This is a genomic window from Micromonospora sp. RB23 (assembly GCF_053585025.1).
Window position 1 is genome coordinate 1,208,284 of record NZ_CM132111.1, and the last position, 22,634, is coordinate 1,230,917.

General features: G+C 72.7%; 22 protein-coding genes and 1 tRNA gene. 15 read left to right on the forward strand and 8 right to left on the reverse strand.

Annotated features, from left to right (window positions below; translation table 11 throughout):
* Position 1: 1 nt before the first annotated feature.
* The 6 genes from ACTFTM_RS05645 to ACTFTM_RS05670 all read left to right on the forward strand — a co-directional run bounded on the left by ACTFTM_RS05645 (position 2) and on the right by ACTFTM_RS05670 (position 5,992).
* Entirely contained in the window at positions 2 to 805 is an 804-nt protein-coding gene (locus ACTFTM_RS05645) for a DUF4129 domain-containing protein (protein ID WP_449564793.1), read from the forward strand.
* Positions 802 to 1,386 carry a hypothetical protein gene (locus tag ACTFTM_RS05650; RefSeq protein ID WP_449564794.1) on the forward strand — a complete coding sequence of 195 codons (585 nt, stop codon included), beginning with the start codon at positions 802 to 804 and terminating at the stop codon, positions 1,384 to 1,386. Before ACTFTM_RS05645 ends, ACTFTM_RS05650 begins: the two co-directional genes overlap by 4 nt.
* Entirely contained in the window at positions 1,386 to 2,393 is a 1,008-nt protein-coding gene (locus tag ACTFTM_RS05655) for an AAA family ATPase (RefSeq protein WP_449564795.1), read from the forward strand. Before ACTFTM_RS05650 ends, ACTFTM_RS05655 begins: the two co-directional genes overlap by 1 nt.
* The gene (locus tag ACTFTM_RS05660; protein ID WP_449564796.1) at positions 2,393 to 3,823 is read left to right on the forward strand and encodes a DUF58 domain-containing protein; all 1,431 of its coding nucleotides are present in this window, start codon (positions 2,393 to 2,395) and stop codon (positions 3,821 to 3,823) included. Before ACTFTM_RS05655 ends, ACTFTM_RS05660 begins: the two co-directional genes overlap by 1 nt.
* Before the next feature lie 173 nt (positions 3,824 to 3,996).
* Entirely contained in the window at positions 3,997 to 4,557 is a 561-nt protein-coding gene (locus ACTFTM_RS05665) for a hypothetical protein (protein WP_449564797.1), read from the forward strand.
* Between the two features lie 103 nt (positions 4,558 to 4,660).
* Positions 4,661 to 5,992, forward strand: coding sequence for an NAD(P)/FAD-dependent oxidoreductase (locus ACTFTM_RS05670; RefSeq protein ID WP_449564798.1), 1,332 nt, complete (start codon positions 4,661 to 4,663; stop codon positions 5,990 to 5,992).
* Between the two features lie 136 nt (positions 5,993 to 6,128).
* On the opposite strand, the gene ACTFTM_RS05675 is transcribed toward ACTFTM_RS05670, so the two are convergent.
* Positions 6,129 to 7,970, reverse strand: a complete 1,842-nt coding sequence (locus ACTFTM_RS05675; RefSeq protein WP_449564799.1) for a hypothetical protein — start codon at positions 7,968 to 7,970, stop codon at positions 6,129 to 6,131.
* 101 nt (positions 7,971 to 8,071) lie between these two features.
* Here ACTFTM_RS05675 and ACTFTM_RS05680 point away from each other — a divergent pair.
* The 4 genes from ACTFTM_RS05680 (at position 8,072) to ACTFTM_RS05695 (ending at position 10,432) form a co-directional block, all read left to right on the forward strand.
* Positions 8,072 to 8,155, forward strand: a tRNA-Leu gene (locus ACTFTM_RS05680).
* A 107-nt stretch (positions 8,156 to 8,262) separates the two neighbouring features.
* On the forward strand, positions 8,263 to 9,078 hold the full coding sequence (locus ACTFTM_RS05685; RefSeq protein WP_449564800.1) for a Bax inhibitor-1/YccA family protein: 816 nt from the start codon (positions 8,263 to 8,265) through the stop codon (positions 9,076 to 9,078).
* A 137-nt stretch (positions 9,079 to 9,215) separates the two neighbouring features.
* Positions 9,216 to 9,974: a Bax inhibitor-1/YccA family protein gene (locus tag ACTFTM_RS05690; RefSeq protein ID WP_449564801.1), complete on the forward strand. Its 759-nt coding sequence runs from the start codon at positions 9,216 to 9,218 to the stop codon at positions 9,972 to 9,974.
* A 137-nt stretch (positions 9,975 to 10,111) separates the two neighbouring features.
* Complete coding sequence (locus ACTFTM_RS05695) at positions 10,112 to 10,432, forward strand: hypothetical protein (protein WP_422738352.1); 321 nt, start codon at positions 10,112 to 10,114, stop codon at positions 10,430 to 10,432.
* A 67-nt stretch (positions 10,433 to 10,499) separates the two neighbouring features.
* On the opposite strand, the gene ACTFTM_RS05700 is transcribed toward ACTFTM_RS05695, so the two are convergent.
* The 3 genes from ACTFTM_RS05700 to ACTFTM_RS05710 form a co-directional block, all read right to left on the reverse strand.
* The gene (locus tag ACTFTM_RS05700; protein WP_449564802.1) at positions 10,500 to 11,762 is read right to left on the reverse strand and encodes an acetyl-CoA C-acetyltransferase; all 1,263 of its coding nucleotides are present in this window, start codon (positions 11,760 to 11,762) and stop codon (positions 10,500 to 10,502) included.
* Positions 11,763 to 11,840: 78 nt separating this feature from the next.
* A complete protein-coding gene (locus tag ACTFTM_RS05705) occupies positions 11,841 to 12,653 on the reverse strand; it encodes an SGNH/GDSL hydrolase family protein (RefSeq protein ID WP_449564803.1) in 813 nt (270 codons plus the stop codon).
* Positions 12,650 to 13,699 carry an SGNH/GDSL hydrolase family protein gene (locus ACTFTM_RS05710; RefSeq protein ID WP_449564804.1) on the reverse strand — a complete coding sequence of 350 codons (1,050 nt, stop codon included), beginning with the start codon at positions 13,697 to 13,699 and terminating at the stop codon, positions 12,650 to 12,652. Before ACTFTM_RS05710 ends, ACTFTM_RS05705 begins: the two co-directional genes overlap by 4 nt.
* 150 nt (positions 13,700 to 13,849) lie before the next feature.
* Between ACTFTM_RS05710 and ACTFTM_RS05715 the strand changes: the two genes are divergently transcribed.
* Positions 13,850 to 14,206: a YkvA family protein gene (locus ACTFTM_RS05715; protein WP_449564805.1), complete on the forward strand. Its 357-nt coding sequence runs from the start codon at positions 13,850 to 13,852 to the stop codon at positions 14,204 to 14,206.
* A 72-nt stretch (positions 14,207 to 14,278) separates the two neighbouring features.
* On the forward strand, positions 14,279 to 15,649 hold the full coding sequence (locus ACTFTM_RS05720; protein WP_449564806.1) for a cystathionine beta-synthase: 1,371 nt from the start codon (positions 14,279 to 14,281) through the stop codon (positions 15,647 to 15,649).
* A 148-nt stretch (positions 15,650 to 15,797) separates the two neighbouring features.
* Here ACTFTM_RS05720 and ACTFTM_RS05725 read toward each other — a convergent pair whose 3' ends face one another.
* From ACTFTM_RS05725 to ACTFTM_RS05740, 4 genes are all read right to left on the reverse strand, one after another.
* Positions 15,798 to 16,307, reverse strand: a complete 510-nt coding sequence (locus tag ACTFTM_RS05725; protein WP_449564807.1) for an N-acetyltransferase family protein — start codon at positions 16,305 to 16,307, stop codon at positions 15,798 to 15,800.
* Positions 16,304 to 17,233 (reverse strand): ribonuclease Z, encoded by a 930-nt coding sequence (locus tag ACTFTM_RS05730; protein ID WP_449564808.1) that lies wholly within the window; start codon positions 17,231 to 17,233, stop codon positions 16,304 to 16,306. The genes ACTFTM_RS05725 and ACTFTM_RS05730 overlap by 4 nt, the downstream gene beginning before the upstream one ends.
* Before the next feature lie 368 nt (positions 17,234 to 17,601).
* A complete protein-coding gene (gene msrA, locus ACTFTM_RS05735; protein ID WP_357130066.1) occupies positions 17,602 to 18,264 on the reverse strand; it encodes a peptide-methionine (S)-S-oxide reductase MsrA in 663 nt (220 codons plus the stop codon).
* Positions 18,265 to 18,338: 74 nt separating this feature from the next.
* Positions 18,339 to 18,761, reverse strand: a complete 423-nt coding sequence (locus tag ACTFTM_RS05740; protein ID WP_449564809.1) for an HIT family protein — start codon at positions 18,759 to 18,761, stop codon at positions 18,339 to 18,341.
* Positions 18,762 to 18,863: 102 nt separating this feature from the next.
* On the opposite strand from ACTFTM_RS05740, the gene ACTFTM_RS05745 reads away from it, so the two are divergent.
* The 3 genes from ACTFTM_RS05745 to ACTFTM_RS05755 all read left to right on the forward strand — a co-directional run bounded on the left by ACTFTM_RS05745 (position 18,864) and on the right by ACTFTM_RS05755 (position 22,594).
* Positions 18,864 to 19,916 carry a YncE family protein gene (locus ACTFTM_RS05745; RefSeq protein WP_449564810.1) on the forward strand — a complete coding sequence of 351 codons (1,053 nt, stop codon included), beginning with the start codon at positions 18,864 to 18,866 and terminating at the stop codon, positions 19,914 to 19,916.
* 113 nt (positions 19,917 to 20,029) lie between these two features.
* Positions 20,030 to 21,172: a cystathionine gamma-synthase gene (locus ACTFTM_RS05750; protein WP_449564811.1), complete on the forward strand. Its 1,143-nt coding sequence runs from the start codon at positions 20,030 to 20,032 to the stop codon at positions 21,170 to 21,172.
* 30 nt (positions 21,173 to 21,202) lie between these two features.
* Positions 21,203 to 22,594, forward strand: a complete 1,392-nt coding sequence (locus tag ACTFTM_RS05755; protein ID WP_449566552.1) for an amidase — start codon at positions 21,203 to 21,205, stop codon at positions 22,592 to 22,594.
* Positions 22,595 to 22,634: the final 40 nt, after the last annotated feature.

The window sequence follows — 22,634 nt, forward strand, 5'->3', positions numbered from 1 at the left end:
GATGACGACCGGAACACGCCCGCCCGCGCCGTCGCCACCCGCCGGTCCGGGTGTGGTCCGCCCGGTGCTCGGCCTGCTGCGCCGCTGGTGGCCGGTGGGCGCGGTGGCGGCCCTGCTCGCGGCGGCCGCGCTCGCGTCCGCCCACTCGTCGATCGGCGCCAGTCGGATCCCGCCGGTCGCGAAGAGTGTGCCCTGGGTGCCGGAATATCCGACGGACGTGCCGTCGCCGTCGATCCCCGTCGAGCCGAGGGACACCGGCGAGGCCACCCAGGCGCACATCCCGCAGTGGATCGCCACCGTGGCGATGGCCCTGCTCGGGCTGGCGATCCTCGCGGTGCTGGGCTACCTCACCTGGATCCTGCTCCGTGGCGCGCTGCGCCGCACCTCGCGTTCCCTACCGGCGCAGCGGGCCCGGCGTACGGCCGAGGGCACGGCCCGCGAGGTGGTCGCCGCCCTGGACGCCGGCCTGGTGGAGCTGGACGACCAGTCCACCGATCCCCGTGTCGCGGTGATCGCCTGCTGGGTACGTCTGGAGGAGGCCGCCTCGGCCGCCGGTGTGCCCCGGCATCTCGGCGACACACCGACCGACCTGGTCACCCGGTTGCTGCGGGGCGACGAGTCGACAGGTGTCCCGGCGATCGTCAGCGCCGACGTGCTGGCCGAGTTCGCGCACGTCTACCGCGAGGCCCGGTACGCCACGCGTGAGGTCCGCGAGGGCACCCGCGACCAGGCCCGTGCCGCGCTGCGGCGGTTGCGTGGCGAACTCACCATCGTGACGACGGGTCCACCCGAGGTGCCGGCATGAGTGGCAGCGCCAGCATCGACGACCTGCTCACCTTCGAGGAGGAGCGGCCGAGGCACGACGACCGGAAGTCCGGTGGCCGGGCCGGGCGGGTGTTCCGGGCCCTGGCCGGCAACGCGGCCCTGGTCGCCGTGCTGGTCGTCGGTCTCCGGGCGGTCGGCCTGCAGATCTCACTGGCGATCCTGGTCGCCGGGGTGTTCGCCGTGTCCGCCGTACGCCGGGTCGCCGCAGCGCTCGCGCCGCCACCGGCGGCGAGGTCCCGCACCCGGCTCGCCCAGGACGACGACGGCACCTGGAACTGGGGTGCCCGGGACGCGCTGCGCGCCGCGATCAACGGCTGGGAACTGCCGCTGGACTGGTCCACGACGCGACCCGAACGCTTCACCGGGGTGATCCTGCCCCGGCTCGCGGAACTGGCCGACGAGCGGCTTCGCCTGAAGCACGCCGTGACCCGTGAGTCGGATCCCGTCCGCGCCCGAGCCCTGCTGGGCGATCGGCTGTGGACGTTCCTGGAAACCCCGCCCCGACGCCCCCCGTCGCCGCGCGATCTCGCGGTGATCGTCGCCGAACTGGAGAAAATCTGATGAACGACGTGGACCGGAGCATGCCCGCCGCCGAGGTCGGTCGCCTGGCGCGGGCCGTCCTGGACGCGGTCGGCACCGTCGTGGTCGGCAAGCGCGACGCGTTGGAACTGGTCCTCGCCGGAATCCTGGCCGGCGGCCACGTGCTCCTGGAGGATCTGCCCGGTCTGGGCAAGACGCTCACCGCGCGCTCCTTCGCGCAGGCGCTCGGGCTGGACTTCCGCCGCCTCCAGTTCACCCCCGACCTGCTTCCCGCCGACGTCACCGGCTCCTTCCTCTACGACCAGCGCAACGGTGACTTCACCTTCCGGGCGGGGCCGGTCTTCACCAACCTGCTCCTCGCCGACGAGATCAACCGGACGCCGCCGAAGACCCAGTCCGCGCTGCTCGAAGCCATGCAGGAGAAGCAGGTTTCGGTCGAGGGCGTCACGTACAAGCTGGACGAGCCGTTCCACGTGCTGGCGACCGCGAACCCCATCGAGTACGAGGGCACCTATCCGCTGCCCGAGGCGCAGCTCGACCGGTTCCTGCTGCGGGTCTCCTTCGGTTACCCGCAGCACGAGGAGGAGTGGGAGGTGCTGCGCCGCCGGATGGGCCGCCGCCGCGAGGAGGCGGATATCAAGCCGGTGGTGGACGCCGCCACCCTGCGGGCCATGCAGGCCGCCCTGGAGGACGTGGTGGTGGAGGACTCGATCGGCCGGTACATCGTGGCGCTGACCGCGGCCACCCGGGAACACCCGTCGGTGCTGGTCGGGGCCTCGCCACGGGGCTCGTTGGCGCTGCTGCTGCTGTCCCGGGTCCGCGCCGTCTTCGACGGCCGGGACTATGTGGTGCCGGAGGACGTCAAGGACGTCGCCGCGCCCGCGCTGGCCCACCGGATCACCCTGCGCCCCGAGATGTGGCTGCGCCGCGTCGACCCGGCGTTTGTGGTCGGTGAGGTGTTGGAGGGGACGCCGGCTCCGGCCAGCGGCGCCCTGCCCAGCTACGCCGCCGGCGGGCCCCGACACTGATGACCGGTCCGACCGCGTCCGCGCCGCGACCCACCGAGCCGGAGTCGAGCGCCGGCTGGGCGCCCACTCCCGCGCTCGGTCGCGCCGTGCTACTCGCCGGCCTGCTGCTGGTGGCGGGAGTGCTGCTCGGACGGGTCGACCTCGTCGTGCTGGCGGCCCCGTTCGCGATCGGCACCGCGTACGCCCTGCGGCGCAGGCCCGCCGCGCTGCCGCAGGTCTGGATCACCTGCGCCGAGGACGGACCGTTGGTCGAGGGCGGCGAGGTGTCGGCGGCCGTCAGTGTCGGCAATCCCGACACGGTCGACTACGACGTGGTGGTGGTGCGGTCGCGGGTCTCGCCGTGGTTACGGATCACCCGTGCCGGCTTCGCCGGCGTCGAGGCCGCCGACGCGCCGCCCACCGCCGACACCCCGCCAGCCTCCGGCCGCAGACGTTCGCCCGCCGATCGGCCGTTCGTGACATCGGTGCCCACCGGTGCGGCGGTGGACCTGGAACTGGCCGGACGGGCTCTGCGCTGGGGCCGGCACCCCGTCGGCCCGGCCGGAGCGCGGGTCGCCGCCGCCGGTGGCCTGCTGGTGTCCCGGGCGGTGATCACCGAACCGGTCCCGGTGCGGGTCTATCCGCGCACCGAGCCGTTCGAGGCGGTGGAGGCGATGCCCCGCGCCGCCGGTCTGGTGGGCGCGCACCACTCCCGCCGTCCGGGAGAGGGCGGTGAGCTGGCCGGGGTACGGATCTTCGCCCCGGGCGACCGCCTCCGCCGCGTCGACTGGCGGGTGTCGCTGCGGGCCCGGCAGTTGCACGTGGCGGCGACGTTGTCCGACCGTGACGCCGAGGTGGTGGTGCTGCTCGACGTGCTCGCCGAGGCGGGCCGTTCCGGCGGTGTGGACGGTGCCGCGTCCGTACTGGACACCACCGTGCGGGCGACCGCCGCGATCGCCGAGCACTACCTGCACCGGGGCGATCGGGTGTCGCTGCTGGAGTACGGGCCGGGCGCTCGCCGACTGCGGCCCGCCGCCGGCCGACGGCAGTACCTGACGGTGCTGGAGTGGCTGCTCGACGTACGCGCCGAGGCGGCCCAGCACGAGCCGTACGACCAGGTCTTCGGCCCGCAGTTGCTCTCCTCGGACGCGTTGGTGGTGGTCCTCACCCCGCTGCTGGACGAGCGGTCGGCGCAGATGCTGGCCCGGCTGGCCCGCGCCGGCCGGTTCGTGGTGGCGGTCGACACGTTGCCGGCCGACCTGACACCGCCGAAGGACCGGGGGTGGGCCGAGGTGGCGTACCGGCTGTGGCGACTGGACCGGGAGACGATGATCGGGCAGCTCCGGGAGCACGGCGTACCCGTGGTGCGCTGGGCCGGCGCGGGCAGCCTCGACCAGGTGTTACGGGACGTGGCGCGGCTGGCGACGGCCCCGAGGGTGGGTGGCCGATGAGCGCGAGGAGTGAGCCGGGTTTGCGAGCCCCGCAGTCGCGAGCGACAGGAGCACGATGAGCGCGAGGAGTGAGCCGGGTTTGCGAGCCCCGCAGTCGCGAGCGACAGGAGCACGATGAGCGCGAGGAGTGAGCCGGGTTTGCGAGCCCCGCAGTCGCGAACGACAGGGGCACGATGAACGCCGTCGTGGAGCGGGTTCGGGCCGCTCAGGACGCCGTGACCCGGATCAGCGCCATTCCGCTGCTGGTACGGGCCGCGATCTTCGTCACGACGCTCGTCGGCTACGCGGTGGCGTTTCCCTCCGAGGTCTTGACCGGTCGGCCGCTCCTTCTCCTGGCGGTGGCCGCGCTGCTGCCGGCCGTGGGTCCGCGACGGTTGTGGCCGACGTTCGCGGCGCTGGTGATGGTGGGTGGCTGGTTGCTCGCCGTCGACGGGTACGGCCGGCCGGTGGCGTTGTGGCGGCTGCTCGCCGTCGCCGCGCTGCTGTACCTGGGGCATTCCCTGTGCGCGCTGGCGGCGCTGCTGCCGTACGACGGGGTGGTGGACCCGGGACTGGTCAGCCGGTGGCTGCTGCGGGTGGCGGCGGTGCTGCTGGGTACGGCCGTGTTGGGGGTGCTGCTGTTGCAGGTGGCGAGCGTGGGTGGCGAGGCCGGTCACCAGTGGGTCACCGTGCTGGGGCTGCTGGTGGCGGTGGGTGTCGCCGCGTTGCTGGGTTGGCTGCTGCGGCGCAGGTGAACCCGTGATGCGGCAGGGTTACGCAGGTCACAGGGGTTGTGTTCCGTCACAGATGGGGGGCGCGAGCGGGATTACCTGAGCAGGGCGGGGAAAGATAGACGACGTGAATCCGAAGCGGATCCTTGTGGTGGGTGCCGGGCACGTCGGCCTCTATGCCGCCCTGCGCCTGTCGAAGAAGCTCAGCTCCCGTGAGGCTGAGGTCATCGTCGTGGACCCCCAGCCCCACATGACCTACCAGCCGTTCCTCCCCGAGGCCGCGGCGGGGAACATCTCCCCCCGGCACTCCGTGGTGCCGCTGCGCCGGGAGCTGCGCCGGTGCACGGTGGTGGCGGGAACTGTCACGCGCGTCGAGCACGACCGCAAGGTGGCGACCGTGCAGCCGATCGCCGGCCCGGCCCGGGAGATCGCGTACGACCACGTGATCGTGGCCCCGGGGTCGGTGTCCCGGACGCTGCCGATTCCGGGCCTGCACGAACAGGGCATCGGGTTCAAGACCATCGGCGAGGCGATCTACCTCCGTAACCACGTGCTGGACCGGCTGGACATCGCGGCCGCGACCCCGGACGCGGAGGTCCGCCGTTCGGCGTTGACCTTCACGTTCGTCGGCGGTGGGTACGCCGGCATCGAGGCGCTCGCCGAGATGGAGGACATGGCCCGGGACGCCCTGCGCTACTACCCGGAGCTGAAGCCGGAGGACATGCGCTGGGTGCTCGTCGAGGCGACCCAGCGGGTTCTGCCCGAGGTCGACCGGGACATGGGCGCCTACACGGTGCAGCAGCTCACGAAGCGCAACATGGACATCCGGCTGGACACCCGCCTGGAGTCCTGTGTCGACGGGGTGGTGAAGCTCTCCGACGGGGACAGCTTCCGGTCCGACACGATCGTGTGGACGGCGGGTGTGAAGCCGTCGCCGATGCTGGACGCGACGGACTTCCCCCGCGACGATCGCCGGCGGGTCACCTGCATCCCCACCCTTCAGGTGGTCGACGGTGACCGGGTGATCGAGGGCGCGTGGAGCGCGGGTGACTGCGCCGCCGTTCCGGATCTGACCAAGGAGCCGGGCAACTTCTGCTCGCCGAGCGCGCAGCACGCGGTGCGTCAGGCCGCGCGGATGGCCGACAACATCGTCGCGGTGATCCGGGGTCGCGAGCCGGTCGACTACAAGCACAAGCACGCGGGCAGCGTGGCCAGCCTCGGCCTGCACAAGGGCGTCGCCCAGGTGTACGGCATCAAGATGACCGGCTGGCCGGCCTGGTTCATGCACCGGACGTACCACATGAGCCGGATCCCCTCGTTCAACCGCAAGGTCCGGGTCGTGGTGGACTGGTCGCTGGCGTTCTTCCTCAAGCGTGAGGTGGTCGCGCTGGGCCAGTTGCACGACCCGCGTGAGGAGTTCGTCGAGGCGTCCCAGCCGGTCGGCGCTCCGCGCGTCTGACCCGCGCTGCGTTCCCGCAGCCCTCGCTCCACCCCGCCGATCTTGCACTTTCTGTGGTGACAATGGCCCCCAAAGCGGTCATTGCACCATCCGAAAGTGCAAGATCGGCGCCGTTGGGGGCACTGGTTGGGGTGGGTCAGACCTTCCAGGTCCACGCGTCGGCGATCCTGGTCGCCGGACCGTAGAGCTGCTCCAGGGTGGTTTTCAGGCTCGCCGCGTGCGGGGCGTCGTCGGCCAGCGCCACGCAGGACGCGCCCCAGAAGTCCGCGTCCTTCGCGGCCTGCCGGCGCTGCTCGTCACCGATGGCCGGTTGGTCGCCGCGGCGGGCGACGTCGGCCAGCAGCGCCGAGGTGGGCTGCTTGAAGGTGCCCATGGCGGCGGTGCCACCGCGTCCGTAGGGGCCGATGAAGAACCCCTCGGGCAGGCCGAACCCGGCGTCGGCGGCGGCCGCCCAGCGCATCGGCCACGGCTCCTTGGGAGTGGGTGGCGGCACCGGAACCAGGACACCACCGGGGTCGACGCACTGCCGCCAGTGTCCGCCGGTGATGAACTCCGGCAGGGCGGGCCGCCCGGCGGTCGGCAGCGGGGTCGGGAAGATCGGCAGGAGAGCCGCGGCCACGGCCAGCGGCACCAGCCGACGTGCTCGTCCGGCGCTGCCCAGTGCCCGGTCGACGGCGAGGGTCAGCACCGTCGCGACGATCGGGAGCAGGGCCAGGCCGAACCGCATCGGCAGGGCGCCGTCCACCACCGGCAGGCCGGCCAGCAGGGCGTACGGGCCGGGCAGCGCGGTGCGGGTGCCGCCGAGCACCACCTCCGGGCCGAGCGAGAGAGCGCCCATCACCAGGGCCGCCGCCACACACGCCAGCACCAGTCGGCGTCGGCCGGCCCAGACCGCGCAGGCGGCGGTGACCAGGAGCAGGGGCCAGCCGAGGAAGGTGTTGTACTCGGCCGGGCCGGTGGTGAGCCGGGACGCCTCGTCGCTGCCGGCCACCGACAGCGGGGAGACAGCCCACCAACTGCTCAGGTCGGCCGAGAAGTAGGCCGGGCTGAACATCCCGTCGGAGACACCCTGCGGTCCGGCGAACTGGAACCACAGCGGGTAGCCGAGCACCACCATCGCCAGACCGGCGGCGATCGCCAGTCCGCCGGCGAACCCGGGCAGCGCCCTCCGGGCGAGGTCCCGGTCCGCGAGGGCGTACGCGATCGCCATCACCAGCAGCGTGACGGCGCTGAGGAAGAGCACCTCCTCGCCGATGAAGACCTGCGCGGTGACGGCGGCCGCCAGACCGACCGCGGAGCTGACCATCCGGCGTCGGTCCGGGCCGACGGGCCGACCGCGACCCGCACCCGGGTCGGACGCCCGCAGCAGTCGTACCACCAGCCAGACGATCACCGGCACGAGCCACTGCGCCGTCATGTGCAGGTGGCTGTTCGTCTGCGAGACCATGCCGGGACCGAAGCCGCACAGACCGCCGCCGAGCGCGGCGGCGAGCCGGCGGACGCGCAACGTCCGGTGGAACAGCAGGTACCAGGCGAGGGCGGTGCCGGCCAGGTTGGCGGCGGCGAGCAGCGCGAAGGAGGTGGGCGCACCGAACAGCAGGGTGACCGGCGCGCAGAGCACACCGAGCGCGATGACCGTGGTGTTGGCCATCAGGTTGACGCCGTCCGGGGCGTTGAGCCGGTCGGTGAGCAGGTGGAAGTCACCGAGCAGTGCGCGTGCGTCGACCGCCAGGAACCATTCGTAGAGCGTCTGGTCCTCGGGATTGAGCGCCAACGTGCGCCCACCCGGGTCGGGCCACAGCCCGTGGGTCAGCCAGCCGGCCAGCGCCACCCACACGAGGGCGACCAGAAGGTCCGTCCGGTGGCGGCGGACGGCGGTGCGCAGCCGTACGGCCCGGGTCGGGCGCTCGACCGGATCGGCGAGGCGGACCCCCTGGTCAGGGGCGGCGTCGGGGGCCGTTGGGGCTGCGCTGCTCACGGCATCGACCCTAATGTGGCCAAGCTGGCGGGGTACGCCGGGTCGCCGCCGACCGGCTACGGTGACACTGCACCGTGCGTGTCGACGCGCGGGTGCCACCCGCCCGGGTGGTGGAACGGCAGACACGGCCGCCTTAAAAGCGGCTGCCGAAAGGCGTGCGGGTTCGACCCCCGCCCCGGGCACCATCCGCCACGGCCTCGCGTTCCCATTCGTGATCACCAGGAATGGGCCGGGCAGTTTACTCTTGGTGGGCACGTTCACGTGCAAACGACCCCCTGAGGGAGGCCAGACAGTGAAGACCTCGAACCCGGTGCTCGCCCGGCTCGGCCAAGCGGCCGAGCGGGAGCGCTCCGCCGGGTACGCACCGACCGGGCCGTACGGACAGCCCGGCATTCCGCAGCAGTACCCGTCCCAGGCCGGCTACCCGGCCGCGCCGCCCACCGTGGCGCCGATGACCGTCGACGACGTGGTCGTCAAGACGGTCGCCCTGCTCGGCATCCTCGGCATCACGGCCGCGGCCGCCTGGGTGCTCGTACCCGACGCGCTGGTCGGTGCCGCCTGGATCGGCGCGGCAGTCGTCGGCCTGGTCCTCGGCATGATCATCTCGTTCTCCCGGATGGCCAACCCGGCGCTGGTCATCGCGTACGCGGTGGTCGAGGGCGTCTTCGTCGGCATGGTCAGCAAGGCGTTCGCAACTTTCTACGACGGCATCGTGCTCCAGGCCGCCGTGGCGAGCTTCGGCATCTTCTTCCTGATGACGATGATCTACAAGGCGAAGATCATCCGGGCCACCCCGATGTTCGTGAAGGTCGTGTCGACGGCCATCGTCGGCCTCGCCGGCGTCATGCTGATCAACCTGGTGCTGGCGCTGTTCGGCGTCAACACGGGTCTGCGGGACGGCAGCCCGCTGGCCATCGGCTTCAGCCTCGTCTGCATCGTGGTCGCCTCGCTGAGCTTCGTGCTCAGCTTCAAGGAGATCGAGGACGGCGTCCGGATGGGCCTGCCCCAGCGCTACTCCTGGGTCGCCGCGTTCGGCATCCTGGTCAGCCTGGTGTGGCTCTACATCGAGATCCTGCGCCTGCTGAGCTACTTCCAGGGCGACGACTGACCTCGTCCGCACCGCTGACCGGCGCCCGCTCCCGCTTCCCGCAGGGGCGGGCGCCGTCGTCCGCGCCGTTTCGCCGCCACCGCCGGGCCACCCTTGGCAGAGTGACTGCCAGGGGTACGCGGGCGAAGGAGGCGACAGTGCGCAGCAACAACCCGGTGCTCAACCGGCTGGACGAGACCAGCCGGTTGGAGTCCCGGGTGGTCAGCTCCCGCGACGTCGAGCCGATGACCGTCGACGACGTCGTGGTGCGTACCGTCGGGTTGCTCCTGCTCACCGGCGCGACCGCCGCGGTGTCCTGGGCCGTGGTGCCCGACGCGGTGTGGTTGGGCGCGGCCCTGGCCGGCACCGCCCTCGCCTCGATCGTGCTGGTACTGGTCATCTCGCTGCGGGGGATCACCAATCCGGTGCCGATCGTCGGCTACGCGCTGCTCCAGGGGCTGCTGCTCGGGGTGGCCAGCCGGGCCTTCGAGCAGGTCTACCCGGGGATCGTCGTGCAGGCGGTGGCCGGGACCTTCGGTGTCTTCCTCGGCATGGCCGCGCTGTACCGGGCCCGGGTGATCCGCGCGACGCCCCGGCTGGCCCGGCTCGTGATCGGCACGCTCCTCGGCATCGCCGTGCTGAGCGTGGTCAACCTCGTCTCCTACCTGATCTCCGGCCGGCCGGGGCTGGCGGTCTACAGCGTCAGCGGGGAGGTCGGCTGGTTGCCGTACGCCTTCTCGGTGGTGGCGATCATCGCGGGCGCGTTCAGCTTCATCCTCGACTTCGATCTGGTCGAGCGTTCGGTGCGCGACGGCCGACCCCGCCGGTACGCGTGGCTGAGCGCGTTCGGCCTGGTGACCGGCCTGGTGTTCCTCTACTGGCAGTTGCTGCGGTTGCTCAGCTACCTGCGCCGCTGACCGGCCTGCTTGATCGACTCGGTTCAGCGAATCTCGGGGTGTCCGGGGCGCGGTGATGCCCCGGTTTCCAGCAGGTCGAGTTGATCCCGCTTGCGGCGACCGGTTGTGCGGTGCGGGTCGGCCGTAGACTCGGCGCGGTGAGCGTAGCGGAGTTGGAGCAGGCCGTGCGGTTGCTGGTCGGCCAGGTCGGGCACTGGGAGCAGCCGCGCTGGGCCGCGACGGCGACCACCGGCAACGTGCCCCGCGCCGATCTGGTGCACCGTCTGGTGCAGGAGGTCGCCAACCTGGCGGCCGACGCCGAGGGGCAACCACGTCGCACCGTGCCCCGGCTCGACAACGACCTGGCCCTGCCCGACCAGCTGCGGGTGGTGACCGCCGACCTGCTCGCCGCCGGGGCCGACGACGAGGTGCTGGCGCGGGCCGCCGCCGAGGTGACGGCGACCCGCAACGCGCTCTGAGCCGCCGGGTGCGGCCTACGGCCCGCAGCGGACCCGCAGCCGCGCGACGCCGGGCGCGCTCAGACCGTCAGTTGAGCCGTTCGAGGACCATGGCCATGCCCTGGCCGCCGCCGACGCACATGGTCTCCAGACCGATCGTCTTGTCGTGCCACTCGAGGGCGTTGAGCAGGGTGCCGGTGATCCGGGCGCCGGTCATACCGAACGGGTGCCCGACCGCGATCGCGCCGCCCATCACGTTGAGCTTGTCCTCCGGGATGCCCAGTTGGCGGTAGGAGGGGATGACCTGGGCGGCGAACGCCTCGTTGATCTCAACCAGGTCGACGTCGTCGATGGTCATGCCCGCCCGGCGCAGCGCCTGCCGGGACGCCTCCACCGGCCCGAGGCCCATGATCTCCGGCGACAACGCCGTCACGCCGGTGGAGACGATCCGGGCCAGCGGGGTCACGCCCAGCTCTTCGGCCCGCTGGGCGCTCATCACCACGACGGCGGCGGCCCCGTCGTTGAGGGGGCAGCAGTTACCGGCGGTGATCCGGCCGTCGGGACGGAACACCGGCTTCAGCCCGGCGACCGCGTCGAGGGTGACGCCGGATCGGGGACCGTCGTCGGCGCTCACCACGGTGCCGTCCGGGGTGGTGACCGGGGTGATCTCCCGGGCCCAGAAGCCGTCGGCGATGGCCTTCTCGGCGAGGTTCTGGCTGCGTACGCCGAACTCGTCCATGTCGGCACGGGTGACGTCGTACACCTGGGCCAGGTTCTCCGCGGTCTGCCCCATGGTCAGGTAGATGTCCGGCAGGTCGCCGCTGTCGCGCGGGTCGGTCCACACCTCGGCGCCACCCTGGGCGCGGCGCTTCGAACGCTCCGCGGCGGACGCGAAGCGCGGGTTCTCCCAGCCGCCGCCGACCAGTGCCTGCGCCTCCGGCGGCAGGCCGTCGGAGCTGCCCCGGGCGTAGCGGGAGACCATCTCGACCCCGGCGGAGACGAACACGTCGCCCTCCCCGGCCCGGATCGCGTGCAGGGCCATCCGCGTGGTCTGCAACGAGGAGGCGCAGTAGCGGGTCAGCGTGGCGCCGGGGACGGCGTCCAGGCCGAGCAGGGTGGCCACCACCCGGGCCATGTTGAAGCCCTGTTCGCCACCGGGCAGGCCGCACCCGAGGTGGATGTCGTCGATGGTGCTCGGGTCGAGCTGGGGGATCTTGTCCAGGGCGGCCTGGACGATGGTCGCGGCGAGGTCGTCGGAGCGGACATCGCGCAGGGACCCCTTGTGGGCCCGGCCGATGGGGGAGCGGGCGGTAGCGACGATGACGGCGTCGCGGGACGACTCAATCGGCATGGGCCAACGTTAACCCGCCGGTAACATGGCGCGGAAGAAGCGGAGGCGGCGGGAAATGTCACCCTCGCCCGGCGTGCGTCAACGCCGGGAGGCGACCGCTGCGGCGGCCACCACGGCCGGTAGCAGGGCGTGCGCCCACACCCGGTAGCCGTCGGCCGACGGGTGGAAACCGTCGTGGCACAGCGTGCCCGCGTCGGCCCGGAACACCGGACCGGTCTCGGTGGCCAGGTCGACAACCGTCCCGCCCGCCTCCAACACCGCGGTGGTCTGCGCGCGGGCCATCCGCCGGCCGGACCAGCCGACGAGTTGACGCAGCGGCGGCGCGATGGCGCGTACCGCCCCGAGGTCGGGGCAGGTGCCCACCACCACCTCGACGCGCGCCTCCCGCAGCCGGTGCACCGCCGCCCCGAGGTACGCGGCCGCGTCACCCGGCCGGCGTAGCCCGGTGGCGTCGTTCGCCCCGATCAGGATCAGCGCCACGTCGGGCCGCTCACCGAGCAGGGCCCGGGCGACCTGGGTGGCCAGGTCCGTGGAGCGGGAGCCCGAGACGCCGACGCTGGACAGGTGCACCCGGCGGCCGGACGGCCCCTCCGCGAGCAGGTTGGCCAACTGCCCGCCGATGGTGTCGTCGAGGCGGTCGACGCCGACACCGAGCGCCGACGAGTCACCGAGCAGCACCAGGCGCAGCGGTGCGGCGTCGGCCCGACCGATCGTGGCGCGCAGAGCCAGCCCCAGCTCCGGCTGGGCGTACCGCCGGTGCCGTGCGACGAACGCCTCGCCGGCCAGGACGGCGGCGCCACCGACCGTGCCGGCGAGCAGCGAGAGCGCCGCCGCCCGACCCAGCCGGCCGGGGAGGCCCTCGGTCACGTCCCGCTCGCTGCGCTCGTTCATGCCAGTCCCTCCACTGTCGAGGCGTCCGCGCCGCCGGGCTGCGGCACCGCGTGCACACCGAAGAACGCCCGGCGGCGCAGTTGCGCCCACCGGCCGGCCGGCCCCCGGTCGCGGCCCCGGACCTGGGTGCCGCTGACCTCGGTTCCGGCGTGCCGGGCCGCCTCCTGCGCGGCCTCTGGCAGCGACCGTACGCCCTCGCCCCGCGCCGGTGTGACCCGTCGTTCCTGCCCCGCCCCGAGCGCGGACAGCATCGTCGGCAGCAGGGCGGCGGCGGCCATCGCGTACCCCTCGGCGGAGGGGTGGAACCGGTCCCAGGCGAACATCCGCAGCGGCTCGGCCGCGAACCGTGGGCCGAGCAGGTCGCCGAGGGACACCGTCCAGCCGCCCGCCTCGACCACGGCCACCGTCTGGGCGGCGGCGAGCTGGCGACTCCACCGGTGCGCCAGCCAGCGCAGCGGCGGCTGGATGGGCCGGATCGCGCCGAGGTCGGGGCAGGTTCCGACGACGACCTCGCAGCCGGCGTCGCGCAGCGAGCGGACCGCCTCGACCAGGTAGCGCACCGCCAGGCCACGCGGGGTGCGGTTGGTGATGTCGTTGCCCCCGATCAGGATCACCGCGATGTCCGGGGAGCATTCGAGCGCCGCCTCCACCTGGTGCCGCAGGGCCGCGGAGATGGCACCGACCACCGCGAACCGGCGCAGCTGCACCGGCCGGTGCAGCCGCCGGGACAGGCCGGTGGCGAGTAGCGCTCCGGGTGTCTCCCGGCGGCGGTGCACCCCGTAGCCGGCCGCCGACGAGTCACCGAGCACGACCATGGTGAGCGCGGGGCCGGGGAACTTCGCGCCGTACATCCCGTCGCAGCGCGGCGGCGGCGCCTCGGCCATCGGAATGGTGCGGCGGGCCTGGCGGGCCTGGCCGAGCAGCACCCCGCCGGTCGCCATCGCGGCCGCCGCCGTGGCGCCCGTGCCGATCGCCGCCAGTCGGGCGATCCGCAAGGCCTGCCGCCAGCGCGGACCAACGGGTACGACAGAACCAGCCACCCCCATATGGCGACATTATCGCGCCGGCCCGACACACCGCTGTCGTCGTCACGGCTCGCGGGTGCCTGGAAACCGACGCGACGGGGTACCTGTCCGGTGGAGGCCGGCCGACTTGCGCCGACCCGCCACGCTGATCCGGCGGAGAGGAGCACGACGATGGGGAAGACACTGAAGCGCAGCGCGGCGTTCGCGGCCCTGGCGCGGGCACTGGCGGCAGGGGCGCGCGGCGGGCCCTCGCTGGGCGCCCGGCTGGCGGCGCTGCCCCGGATGATCCGGGCCACCGCCAGGGGCGAGTACGACGGCGGCCTCCGGCTGGCCATGATGACGGCGGCCACGGCGTACATCGTCTCGCCCATCGACTTCCTGCCGGAGATCCCGCTGGCGATCTTCGGGCTGGCCGACGACGCGGTCATGGTCACCTGGCTGGCGGGCAGCGTGCTCTCCGAGACCGACCGCTTCCTGGAGTGGGAGGCCCGGCGCAGCTCGGTCATCCCCGGGGGTCTGGCGCACTGACGGCACGTACGCTGGGCGGCGAGGATACGTCTGCCCGGCCGCCGTCGCCGGCGCCGCAACGAAGGGCACACCGTGCAGTACTACGACAACGTCGTCGACATGATCGGCAACACCCCGCTCGTCCGCCTGCGCAACGTCACCGAGGGCATCCGGGCCACCGTGCTCGCCAAGGTCGAGTACGTCAACCCGGGCGGCTCGGTGAAGGACCGGATCGCCCTGCGCATGGTCGAGGACGCCGAGGCGGCCGGCCTGCTCAAGCCCGGTGGCACCATCGTCGAGCCGACCAGCGGCAACACCGGTGTCGGGCTGGCCCTGGTCGCCCAGCTCAAGGGCTACCGGTGCGTCTTCGTCTGCCCCGACAAGGTCAGCCAGGACAAGCAGGACGTGCTGCGGGCGTACGGCGCCGAGGTGGTGGTCTGCCCGACGGCGGTCGCCCCGGAGGACCCGCGCTCGTACTACAACGTGTCCGACCGGCTGACCCGCGAGATCCCCGGCGCGTGGAAGCCCGACCAGTACAGCAACCCGGCGAACCCGCGCTCGCACTACGAGACCACCGGCCCGGAGCTGTGGAAGCAGACCGAGGGCGGGCTCACCCACTTCGTGACGGGTGTCGGCACAGGCGGCACGATCTCCGGTATCGGGCGGTACCTCAAGGAGGCCTCCGAGGGCCGGGTGCGGATCGTCGGCGCCGACCCGGAGGGTTCGGTCTACTCCGGCGGCACCGGCCGGCCGTACCTCGTGGAGGGCGTCGGCGAGGACTTCTGGCCCGAGACGTACGACCGGGGCGTCGCCGACGAGATCATCGAGGTGTCCGACAAGGCGTCCTTCGAGATGACCCGGCGGCTGGCCCGCGAGGAGGGGCTGCTGGTCGGCGGCTCCTGCGGAATGGCGGTGGTGGCCGCGCTGGAGGTCGCCCGCAAGGCCGGCCCGGATGACGTGATCGTGGTGCTGTTGCCGGACGGCGGCCGGGGCTACCTCTCGAAGATCTTCAACGACTCGTGGATGGCCCGGTACGGCTTCCTCGACAACTCCGGGGCCGAGCCCACCGTGGCCGACGCGCTGGCGAGCAAGCCCGGCGGTCTGCCCGAGTTGGTGCACGTCCACCCGACCGAGACGGTCCGCGACGCGATCGACTACATGCGCGAGTACGGCGTCTCGCAGTTGCCGGTGCTCAAGGCCGAGCCGCCGGTCGTGACCGGCGAGGTCGCCGGCTCGATCGCCGAGCGGGACCTGCTCGACGCGCTGTTCACCGGCCAGGCTCACCTGCACGACACCATCGAGCGGCACATGGGTGACCCGCTGCCGATGATCGGTGGTGGCCAGCCGGTCAGCGAGGCCGTTGGCCTGCTGGAGAAGTCGGACGCCGCGCTGGTCCTGGTCGACGGCAAGCCCAAGGGCGTCCTGACCCGCCAGGACCTCCTGTCCCACCTCGGAGCCCACTAACCCCCCACCCGACCGTTCCGCCCCCACCCCACCGCTCGCGTCGATCATGGACTTGTGGTGGTGAGCAGAAGGTGCAGAAGTGCCTCAACTGCCCACCACAAGTCCATGATCGCCGGGAGGGCCGGCCGGGGAGGGCGCGGGGTGGGGGTTAGAGGGGGCGGGTGTAGCGGATCTGGGGGGTTAGGGCGGTGCCGATGTGCTCCTCGCGCTCCACGCCTGTTGGGGTCCAGCCGCCGCGCTCGTAGAAGGAGCGCGCGTGCGCGTTCTCCCGGAGTACCCAGAGCACCGCGCGACGCCAGCCGCGCGCCCGCATGGCGTCCAGGGCGTCCACCATCAGCGCCCGGCCGGTGCCCCGACCCTGCTCGGTCGGCTCCAGGTGGATCGCGTTGAGCAGCCCGGTGGCGGGGTCGTCCTCGTCGTCGGGGCCGAGGTGGCTGAACCCCACCACCGTTCCGGCCCGTTCGGCCACGGTCATCCGGTGGGTGTCCCGCTCCCACTGCCACCGCTCCACCCAGTACCGCCCCATCGCCTCCGGTGTCGGGTCGGCGAGGGATTCGGCCGGCAGGAAGGCGGAGTACGCGGCGACCCGGGAGCGCTGGTGCAGGGCACCCACCGCCATCAGGTCGTCGCCGGTCGCGGAGCGGAGCGTGACGGTCACCCGGCCGAGGCTACCCGGCGCGGCGGGACCTGCACGGTGGTCAGGTCCTCGGCGATGATCAGGTCACCGTCGAAGTGCGCGCGGGCCTCGTCGTGGAATCGGCGCGGGTCGGGGTAGCGCTGGGAGAAGTGCGTCAGCACCAGCGTGCGTACCCCGGACTCGGTCGCCACCCGCGCGGTCTGCGCCGCGGTCAGGTGGCCGACCTCGGCGGCCAACGCGGCCTCCGACTCCAGGAACGTCGACTCGATGACCAGCAGGTCGGCGTGCTCGGCCAGGGCGTACACGCCGTCGCAGAGGCCGGTGTCCATCACGAAGGCGAACCGCTGCCCCGGTCGGGGCACGCTCACCTCGTCGCGGGTGACGCGACGCCCGTCGAGGTCCAGGTGCCCGACGCGGATCAGCTCACCGACGGCCGGGCCGGCGATGCCGTACGCGGCCAGCTTCTCCGGCAGCATCCGGCAGCCGTCCGGCTCGACGAGCCGATAGCCGTACGTCTCGATGGGGTGCCGCAGCCGGCGGGCCTCCAGCGTCCCGCAGCGCAGGGCGATCCGCTGCCCGTCGGTCTCGATCGGGGTGACGGCCAGCTCGGCGCTCTCGTAGAAGGAGGTGGCGTGCCGCAGGCGGGCGAAGTAGTCGGCGCCGCCCGCCGGAAAGTGCACGGCGACCGGGTGCGGTACGCGGTCCAGCGAGAGCCGCTGGATCGTGCCGGGCAGACCGAGGCAGTGGTCGCCGTGGAAGTGCGTGACGCAGATCCGGGTCAGGTCGGTGGCGGTGACGGTGGTGTGCAGGAGTTGACGCTGACTGCCCTCGCCCGGGTCGAAGAGGATCACCTCGTCGTCCCAGCGCAGCACGTAACCGTTGTGGTTGCGCTGCCGGGTGGGCGTCTGGCTGGCCGTCCCGAGAATCACCAGCTCGCGCATCGACACGCTGATCTCCCGCGGATATGAAGCGACCCCCGGGGCGCTCCACGCTGTCGCGTGGGCCGGCTGGACTATGCCGGCACCCCGGGGGTCGGGTGGCTGTCGTGGATTCGCCGCACCGCTGCCACACGGTCTCGACGGTCGTACTGGTTGCCCGCCTCGCGGCGGACGATCACTGTCGAGGACAGCGGCTAGCGGACAGCCACCTCACGAGTCCGATTGCTATACAAGTCTGGACCACCTCCTTTCACGTGTACCGCCACGCTATCGAGTTCCCGACGGCCTCGGCAACGGATTTCGATCACACGGTCAGACGGGAATGCCCGGCCGCCGTCTCGGCAGCCGGGCATCGCGCTGGAGCGGGTGGGTGTCGGTCAGCCGGCGGTACGGGCCACGCCGACCGGGCAGCTCAGGCCGTTCGGGCCGTGGTTGCAGTACCCGTTCGGGTTCTTCGTCGGAGCCAGGTACTGCTGGTGATAGTCCTCGGCGAAGAAGTAGCTGCCGAGCGGGGCGATCTCGGTGGTGATCTCACCCTTGCCGGCCCGGGTCACGATCGGCTGGAAGGCGTCCCGGGACGACTCCGCGATGGCCCGCTGCTCGTCGGTGGTCGTGTAGATCGCCGACCGGTACTGGGTGCCCACGTCGTTGCCCTGGCGCATGCCCTGGGTCGGGTCGTGGTTCTCCCAGAAGACCTTCAGCAGGTCCTCGTACGTGATCTTGCTGGGGTCGTACACCACCTGGACGACCTCGGCGTGCCCGGTGCGACCGGAACACGTCTCCTCGTACGTCGGGTTGGTGGTGAAGCCGCCCGCGTAACCGGCGGACGTCGTGTACACGCCGGGCAGCGTCCAGAACAACCGCTCGGCGCCCCAGAAACAGCCCATGCCGAAGACGGCCACCTGGAGGCCCTCCGGGAACGGACCCTTCAGCGGGGTGCCCAGAACCTCGTGGCGGTCGGCGACCGGCATCGAGATCGGGCGGCCCGGCAGGGCCTGCTCGGGCGTGATCATCTCGGCGTTCATACGGCGCAGGAACACGGTGGGACTCCTCTCATACCTCTCCCAGCGTGTAACACCGGTGGGTTCTGCTTCCTTACCCGCGCCACTGTGACTCAGGCCCCGTCGCCGAGGGCGGCGGCGATCCGGTCGGCGTAGGTCTGTGCCTCGGTGTCGTCCGTGTACCGGGTGCGCGGCCAGAAGAAGCCGCGAAGGCCGTCACCCTTGGTGCGGGGGACCACGTGGGTGTGCAGATGGGGGACGGACTGGGACACCCGGTTGTTCATTGCCACGAACGTGCCACCGGCCCCCAGGCCGGTCTCCACCGCCACGGCCAGCCGCTGGACCAGCGCGAAGTAGCCGGGCAGCAGTTCGGCCGGCAGTTCGGCCAGGGTTACCAGGTGCGTCCGGGGCACCACCAGCACGTGCCCCGCGAAGACCGGGCGGGTGTCCAGGAACGCCACTCCGTCCGGCTCGTCGGCGACCCGGAACGCCGGAACGTCACCCGACACGATCCCGCAGAACACGCACCCGCTCATCGCGCCAGGCTATAGCCCCGATCTCCCGGAACGTGCCCCCCACGTACGCATCGACTGTGGTACTCATTTACGCGTCTGGATCAAAACATGGGGGGAACGCACGTGTACATCAAGAGAGGCACGACCCTGGCGCTGGCGACACTGGCCGCCGCCGGGTTGCTCACCGTCGGCCTGCCGGGCCCCGCCCAGGCCGCCCCCGCGCCGACGGCCACCCCGCTGTCGTTGCCGGCGGTGGCCGACGTGGTCTCGGCCGGTGACCGGGTCTTCGTCAGCGGCGGCCCGTCCTCGACCGACGTCGTGGTGGCCAGCGCGACGGGTGCGGTCGTGGGCACCCTGTCCGGCCTGCCCGGCCCGTCCGACCTGCTGCTCAGCGCGGACCGGCAGACCCTCTACGTGGCGCTGCCCACCGCCAACGCCATCGCCGCCTTCGACACCGGCTCGCTCGTCGAGGCGGCCCGGTACGACACCGGCGCGGGCCAGTGCCCGTCGTCGCTGGCGCTGACCGGGCGGTACCTGTGGTTCGGGTACGGCTGCGGCGGTTGGGACGGCAACATCGGCCGGATCGACCTGGGTCGCCAGCCGGCGCGCGTGACCACGGGTCTGGACACCGGTAGCGGCTTCTACGGCGCTCCGCTGTTGACCAACGCCAGCCAGAACCGTTCGGTGCTGCTGGCCGGGCAGCCCGGCCTGAGCCCCGCGTCGGTGTACACGTACACGATCGGCGCGGGGGGCGTGCTGAGCGAGCCGGGCACCAACGAGTTCATGGCGATCGGCAGCAACCTGCGCGACATCGCCCTCGACCCGACCGGCACCACCGTGTTCACGGCGTCCGGCGCGCCCTACGAGGTGCAGGCGTTCCCGTTCGCCGACATCACCACCCCGTCCGCGACCTACCGCACCGGCGCGTACCCCAACGCGGTCGAGGTCTCGCGCGACGGCACCCGGATCGCCGGCGGCGCGGACGCCTCCTACGACCCGGACGTGTTCGTCTTCTCGACGGGCGGCACCGAGCTGGCCCACTTCGAGCTGGGCGACGAGCTCAGCCCGGGCGCGTTGGCCTGGGCGCCGAACGGCGCCCGGCTCTACGCGGTCTCCTACGACTGGACCGGAAGCCGCCCGGTCACCCTGCACGTCCTGCCCGTCCCGGCCGCCTGAGGGCCGTCCCCGGCACTGCGCCGGAGCGCGGGGGTCGGGCCGGACGGTCCGGCCCCCGCCCGGAGCACGGGTTCCGTGCCGGGTCGCCGCGGCGGGGCACTAGCCTCACCAGAATGAGTCACGGCTTCGAGACGCTCGCCATTCACGCCGGTCAGGACCCTGAGGCACGCACCGGCGCGGTGATCCCGCCGATCTACCAGACCAGCACGTACGCCCAGGACGCCGTCGGCGCTCCCCGGCTCGGCTACGAGTACAGCCGCTCCGGCAACCCGACCCGCGACGCCCTCCAGGAGTGCCTGGCCGCGCTGGAGGGCGGGCCGGTGGGTCTGGCCTTCGCCAGTGGCCTGGCCGCCGAGGACACCCTGCTGCGGGCGGTGTGCCAGCCGGGCGACCACGTGATCATCCCGGACGACGCGTACGGCGGCACCTACCGGCTCTTCGCCCGGGTGGCCCAGCGCTGGGGCCTGGAGTTCACGCCGGCCAAGGTCTCCGACCCGGCCGCCGTGCGGGCCGCCGTGCAGCCCGGTCGTACGAAGATCATCTGGGTGGAGACGCCGACGAATCCGCTGCTCGGCATCGCCGACATCGCCGTCCTGGCGAGCGTGGCGCACGACGCCGGCGCGCTGCTGGTGGTCGACAACACCTTCGCCTCGCCGTACCTCCAGCAGCCGATCGCGTACGGCGCCGACGTGGTCGTGCACTCCACCACCAAGTACATCGGCGGCCACTCGGACGTGGTGGGCGGCGCGCTCGTCGTCGCCGACGCCGCGCTCGGTGAGGAGTTGCGCTACCACCAGAACGCGATGGGCGCGATCAACGGCCCGTTCGACGCGTGGCTCACCCTGCGTGGCATCAAGACCCTCGGGGTACGCATGGACCGGCACTGCGACAACGCCGAGCGCCTCGCCGCGTACCTCGACGGGCACGGCAAGGTGTCCCAGGTGATCTATCCGGGGCTGCCCTCGCACCCCGGTCACGAGGTGGCGGCCAAGCAGATGCGCCGGTTCGGCGGCATGATCTCGTTCCGGGCCGCCGGCGGCGAGGACCACGCCGTCGAGATCTGCAACCGCGCCAAGCTCTTCGTGCTCGCCGAGTCGCTCGGTGGCGTGGAATCCCTGATCGAACACCCGGGCCGGATGACACACGCAAGTGCTGCCGGCTCGCCGCTTGAAGTTCCCGGCGATCTCGTGCGACTGTCTGTCGGCATCGAGACGGTCGACGACCTGCTCGCCGATCTGGAGCAGGCGCTGGGCTGACCGCTGGGGAGGACGGCCGTGCAGGACATCATGGCGACCTGGGTCGGGGCGACCGCCAAGCAGATCGCCCGTGGCGTACGCCGGGGTGACGTCTCCGCCACCCAGGTCGTCGCCGACCACCTCGAGTACATCGCCTCGGCTGACCGCGAACTGGCCGCGTTCCGCGCCGTTCGCGGCGGCGAGGCGATCACCGAGGCGGAGAAGGTCGACGAGCAGGAGGACCTGGCCAACCTCCCCCTGGCCGGTGTGCCGGTGGCGGTCAAGGAGAACACTCCGGTGGCCGGCCTGCCCACCTGGAACGGGTCGGCCGCCGTGCGGACCGACGTCGCGGAGGCCGACCACGAGGTGGTCCGGCGGTTGCGGGGCGCCGGCGCGGTGATCGTCGGTGTCACCCGGATGCCCGAGCTGGGACTCTGGGCGCTCACCGACGACGACAGCGCGGTGACCCGTAACCCGTGGGACAGCACGCGTACCCCCGGGGGCTCCTCGGGCGGTGCGGCCGCCGCCGTCGCCGCCGGCCTGGTGCCGATCGCGCACGGCAACGACGGCCTCGGCTCGATCCGCATCCCGGCGGCCTGCTGCGGCCTGGTCGGCCTCAAACCCGGCCGCGGTGTGGTGCCCTGCCAGCTCGGCGCGGACGACTGGTTCGGCCTCACCGAGCACGGGATGCTCACCAGCACGGTCGCCGACGCCGCCGTCGGCTTCTCGGTGCTCGCCGGTCGACGCCCGGAGAAGTTGGTCCCACCGCAGCGGCTGCGCGTCGGTGTCTCGCTGCGCTCGCCGGTGCGCGGAGTCTCGCCGGACGCGCCCAACCGGGACGCGGTGGCCGCCGCCGGGCGGCTGCTCGCCGCCGCCGGCCACGACACCGTGCCGGCCGATCCGGTCTACCCCACGGCCCTGGGCCTCCAGGGCCTCGCCACCTGGTTCGCCGCGGCGGCCGCCGACGTCCGGGCCGCCGGGTTGGACCGGCGCGGTCTGCAACGCCGTACCCGGCGGCACGTCGCGCTTGGCGAGTGGGCACAGCGCCGCGGCTACGTCCGGGAGGCCGACCGGGCCGCCTGGCGCCAGCGGTCGGTCGACTTCTTCACCGACCACTCCGTCGACCTGCTGCTCACGCCCGCCCTGGCGAGCGCGCCGCCGGAGGCCGGCCGCTGGTCGGAGCGGTCCTGGCGCGCGAACCTGTCGGCCAACATCAGGTACGCCCCGTACGCCGCGCCGTGGAACGTCGCCGGCCTGCCGGCGATCGTCGTGCCGGTGGGGCGCCGCCCGGACGGGCTGCCGGTCGCCGTGCAGATCGTCGGTCCGCCGGGCTCGGAGCTGCTGCTGCTCGGCGTGGCCGGTCAGTTCGAGATGACCGCCCCGTGGTCGCGTCACGCCCCCGGCTATCCCCTCGTCGGAACGGGGTCGCCGGCCAGCGCATGATCGTCTAGCGTGTGCGCGCACTGTCGCGCGAACCACGGGG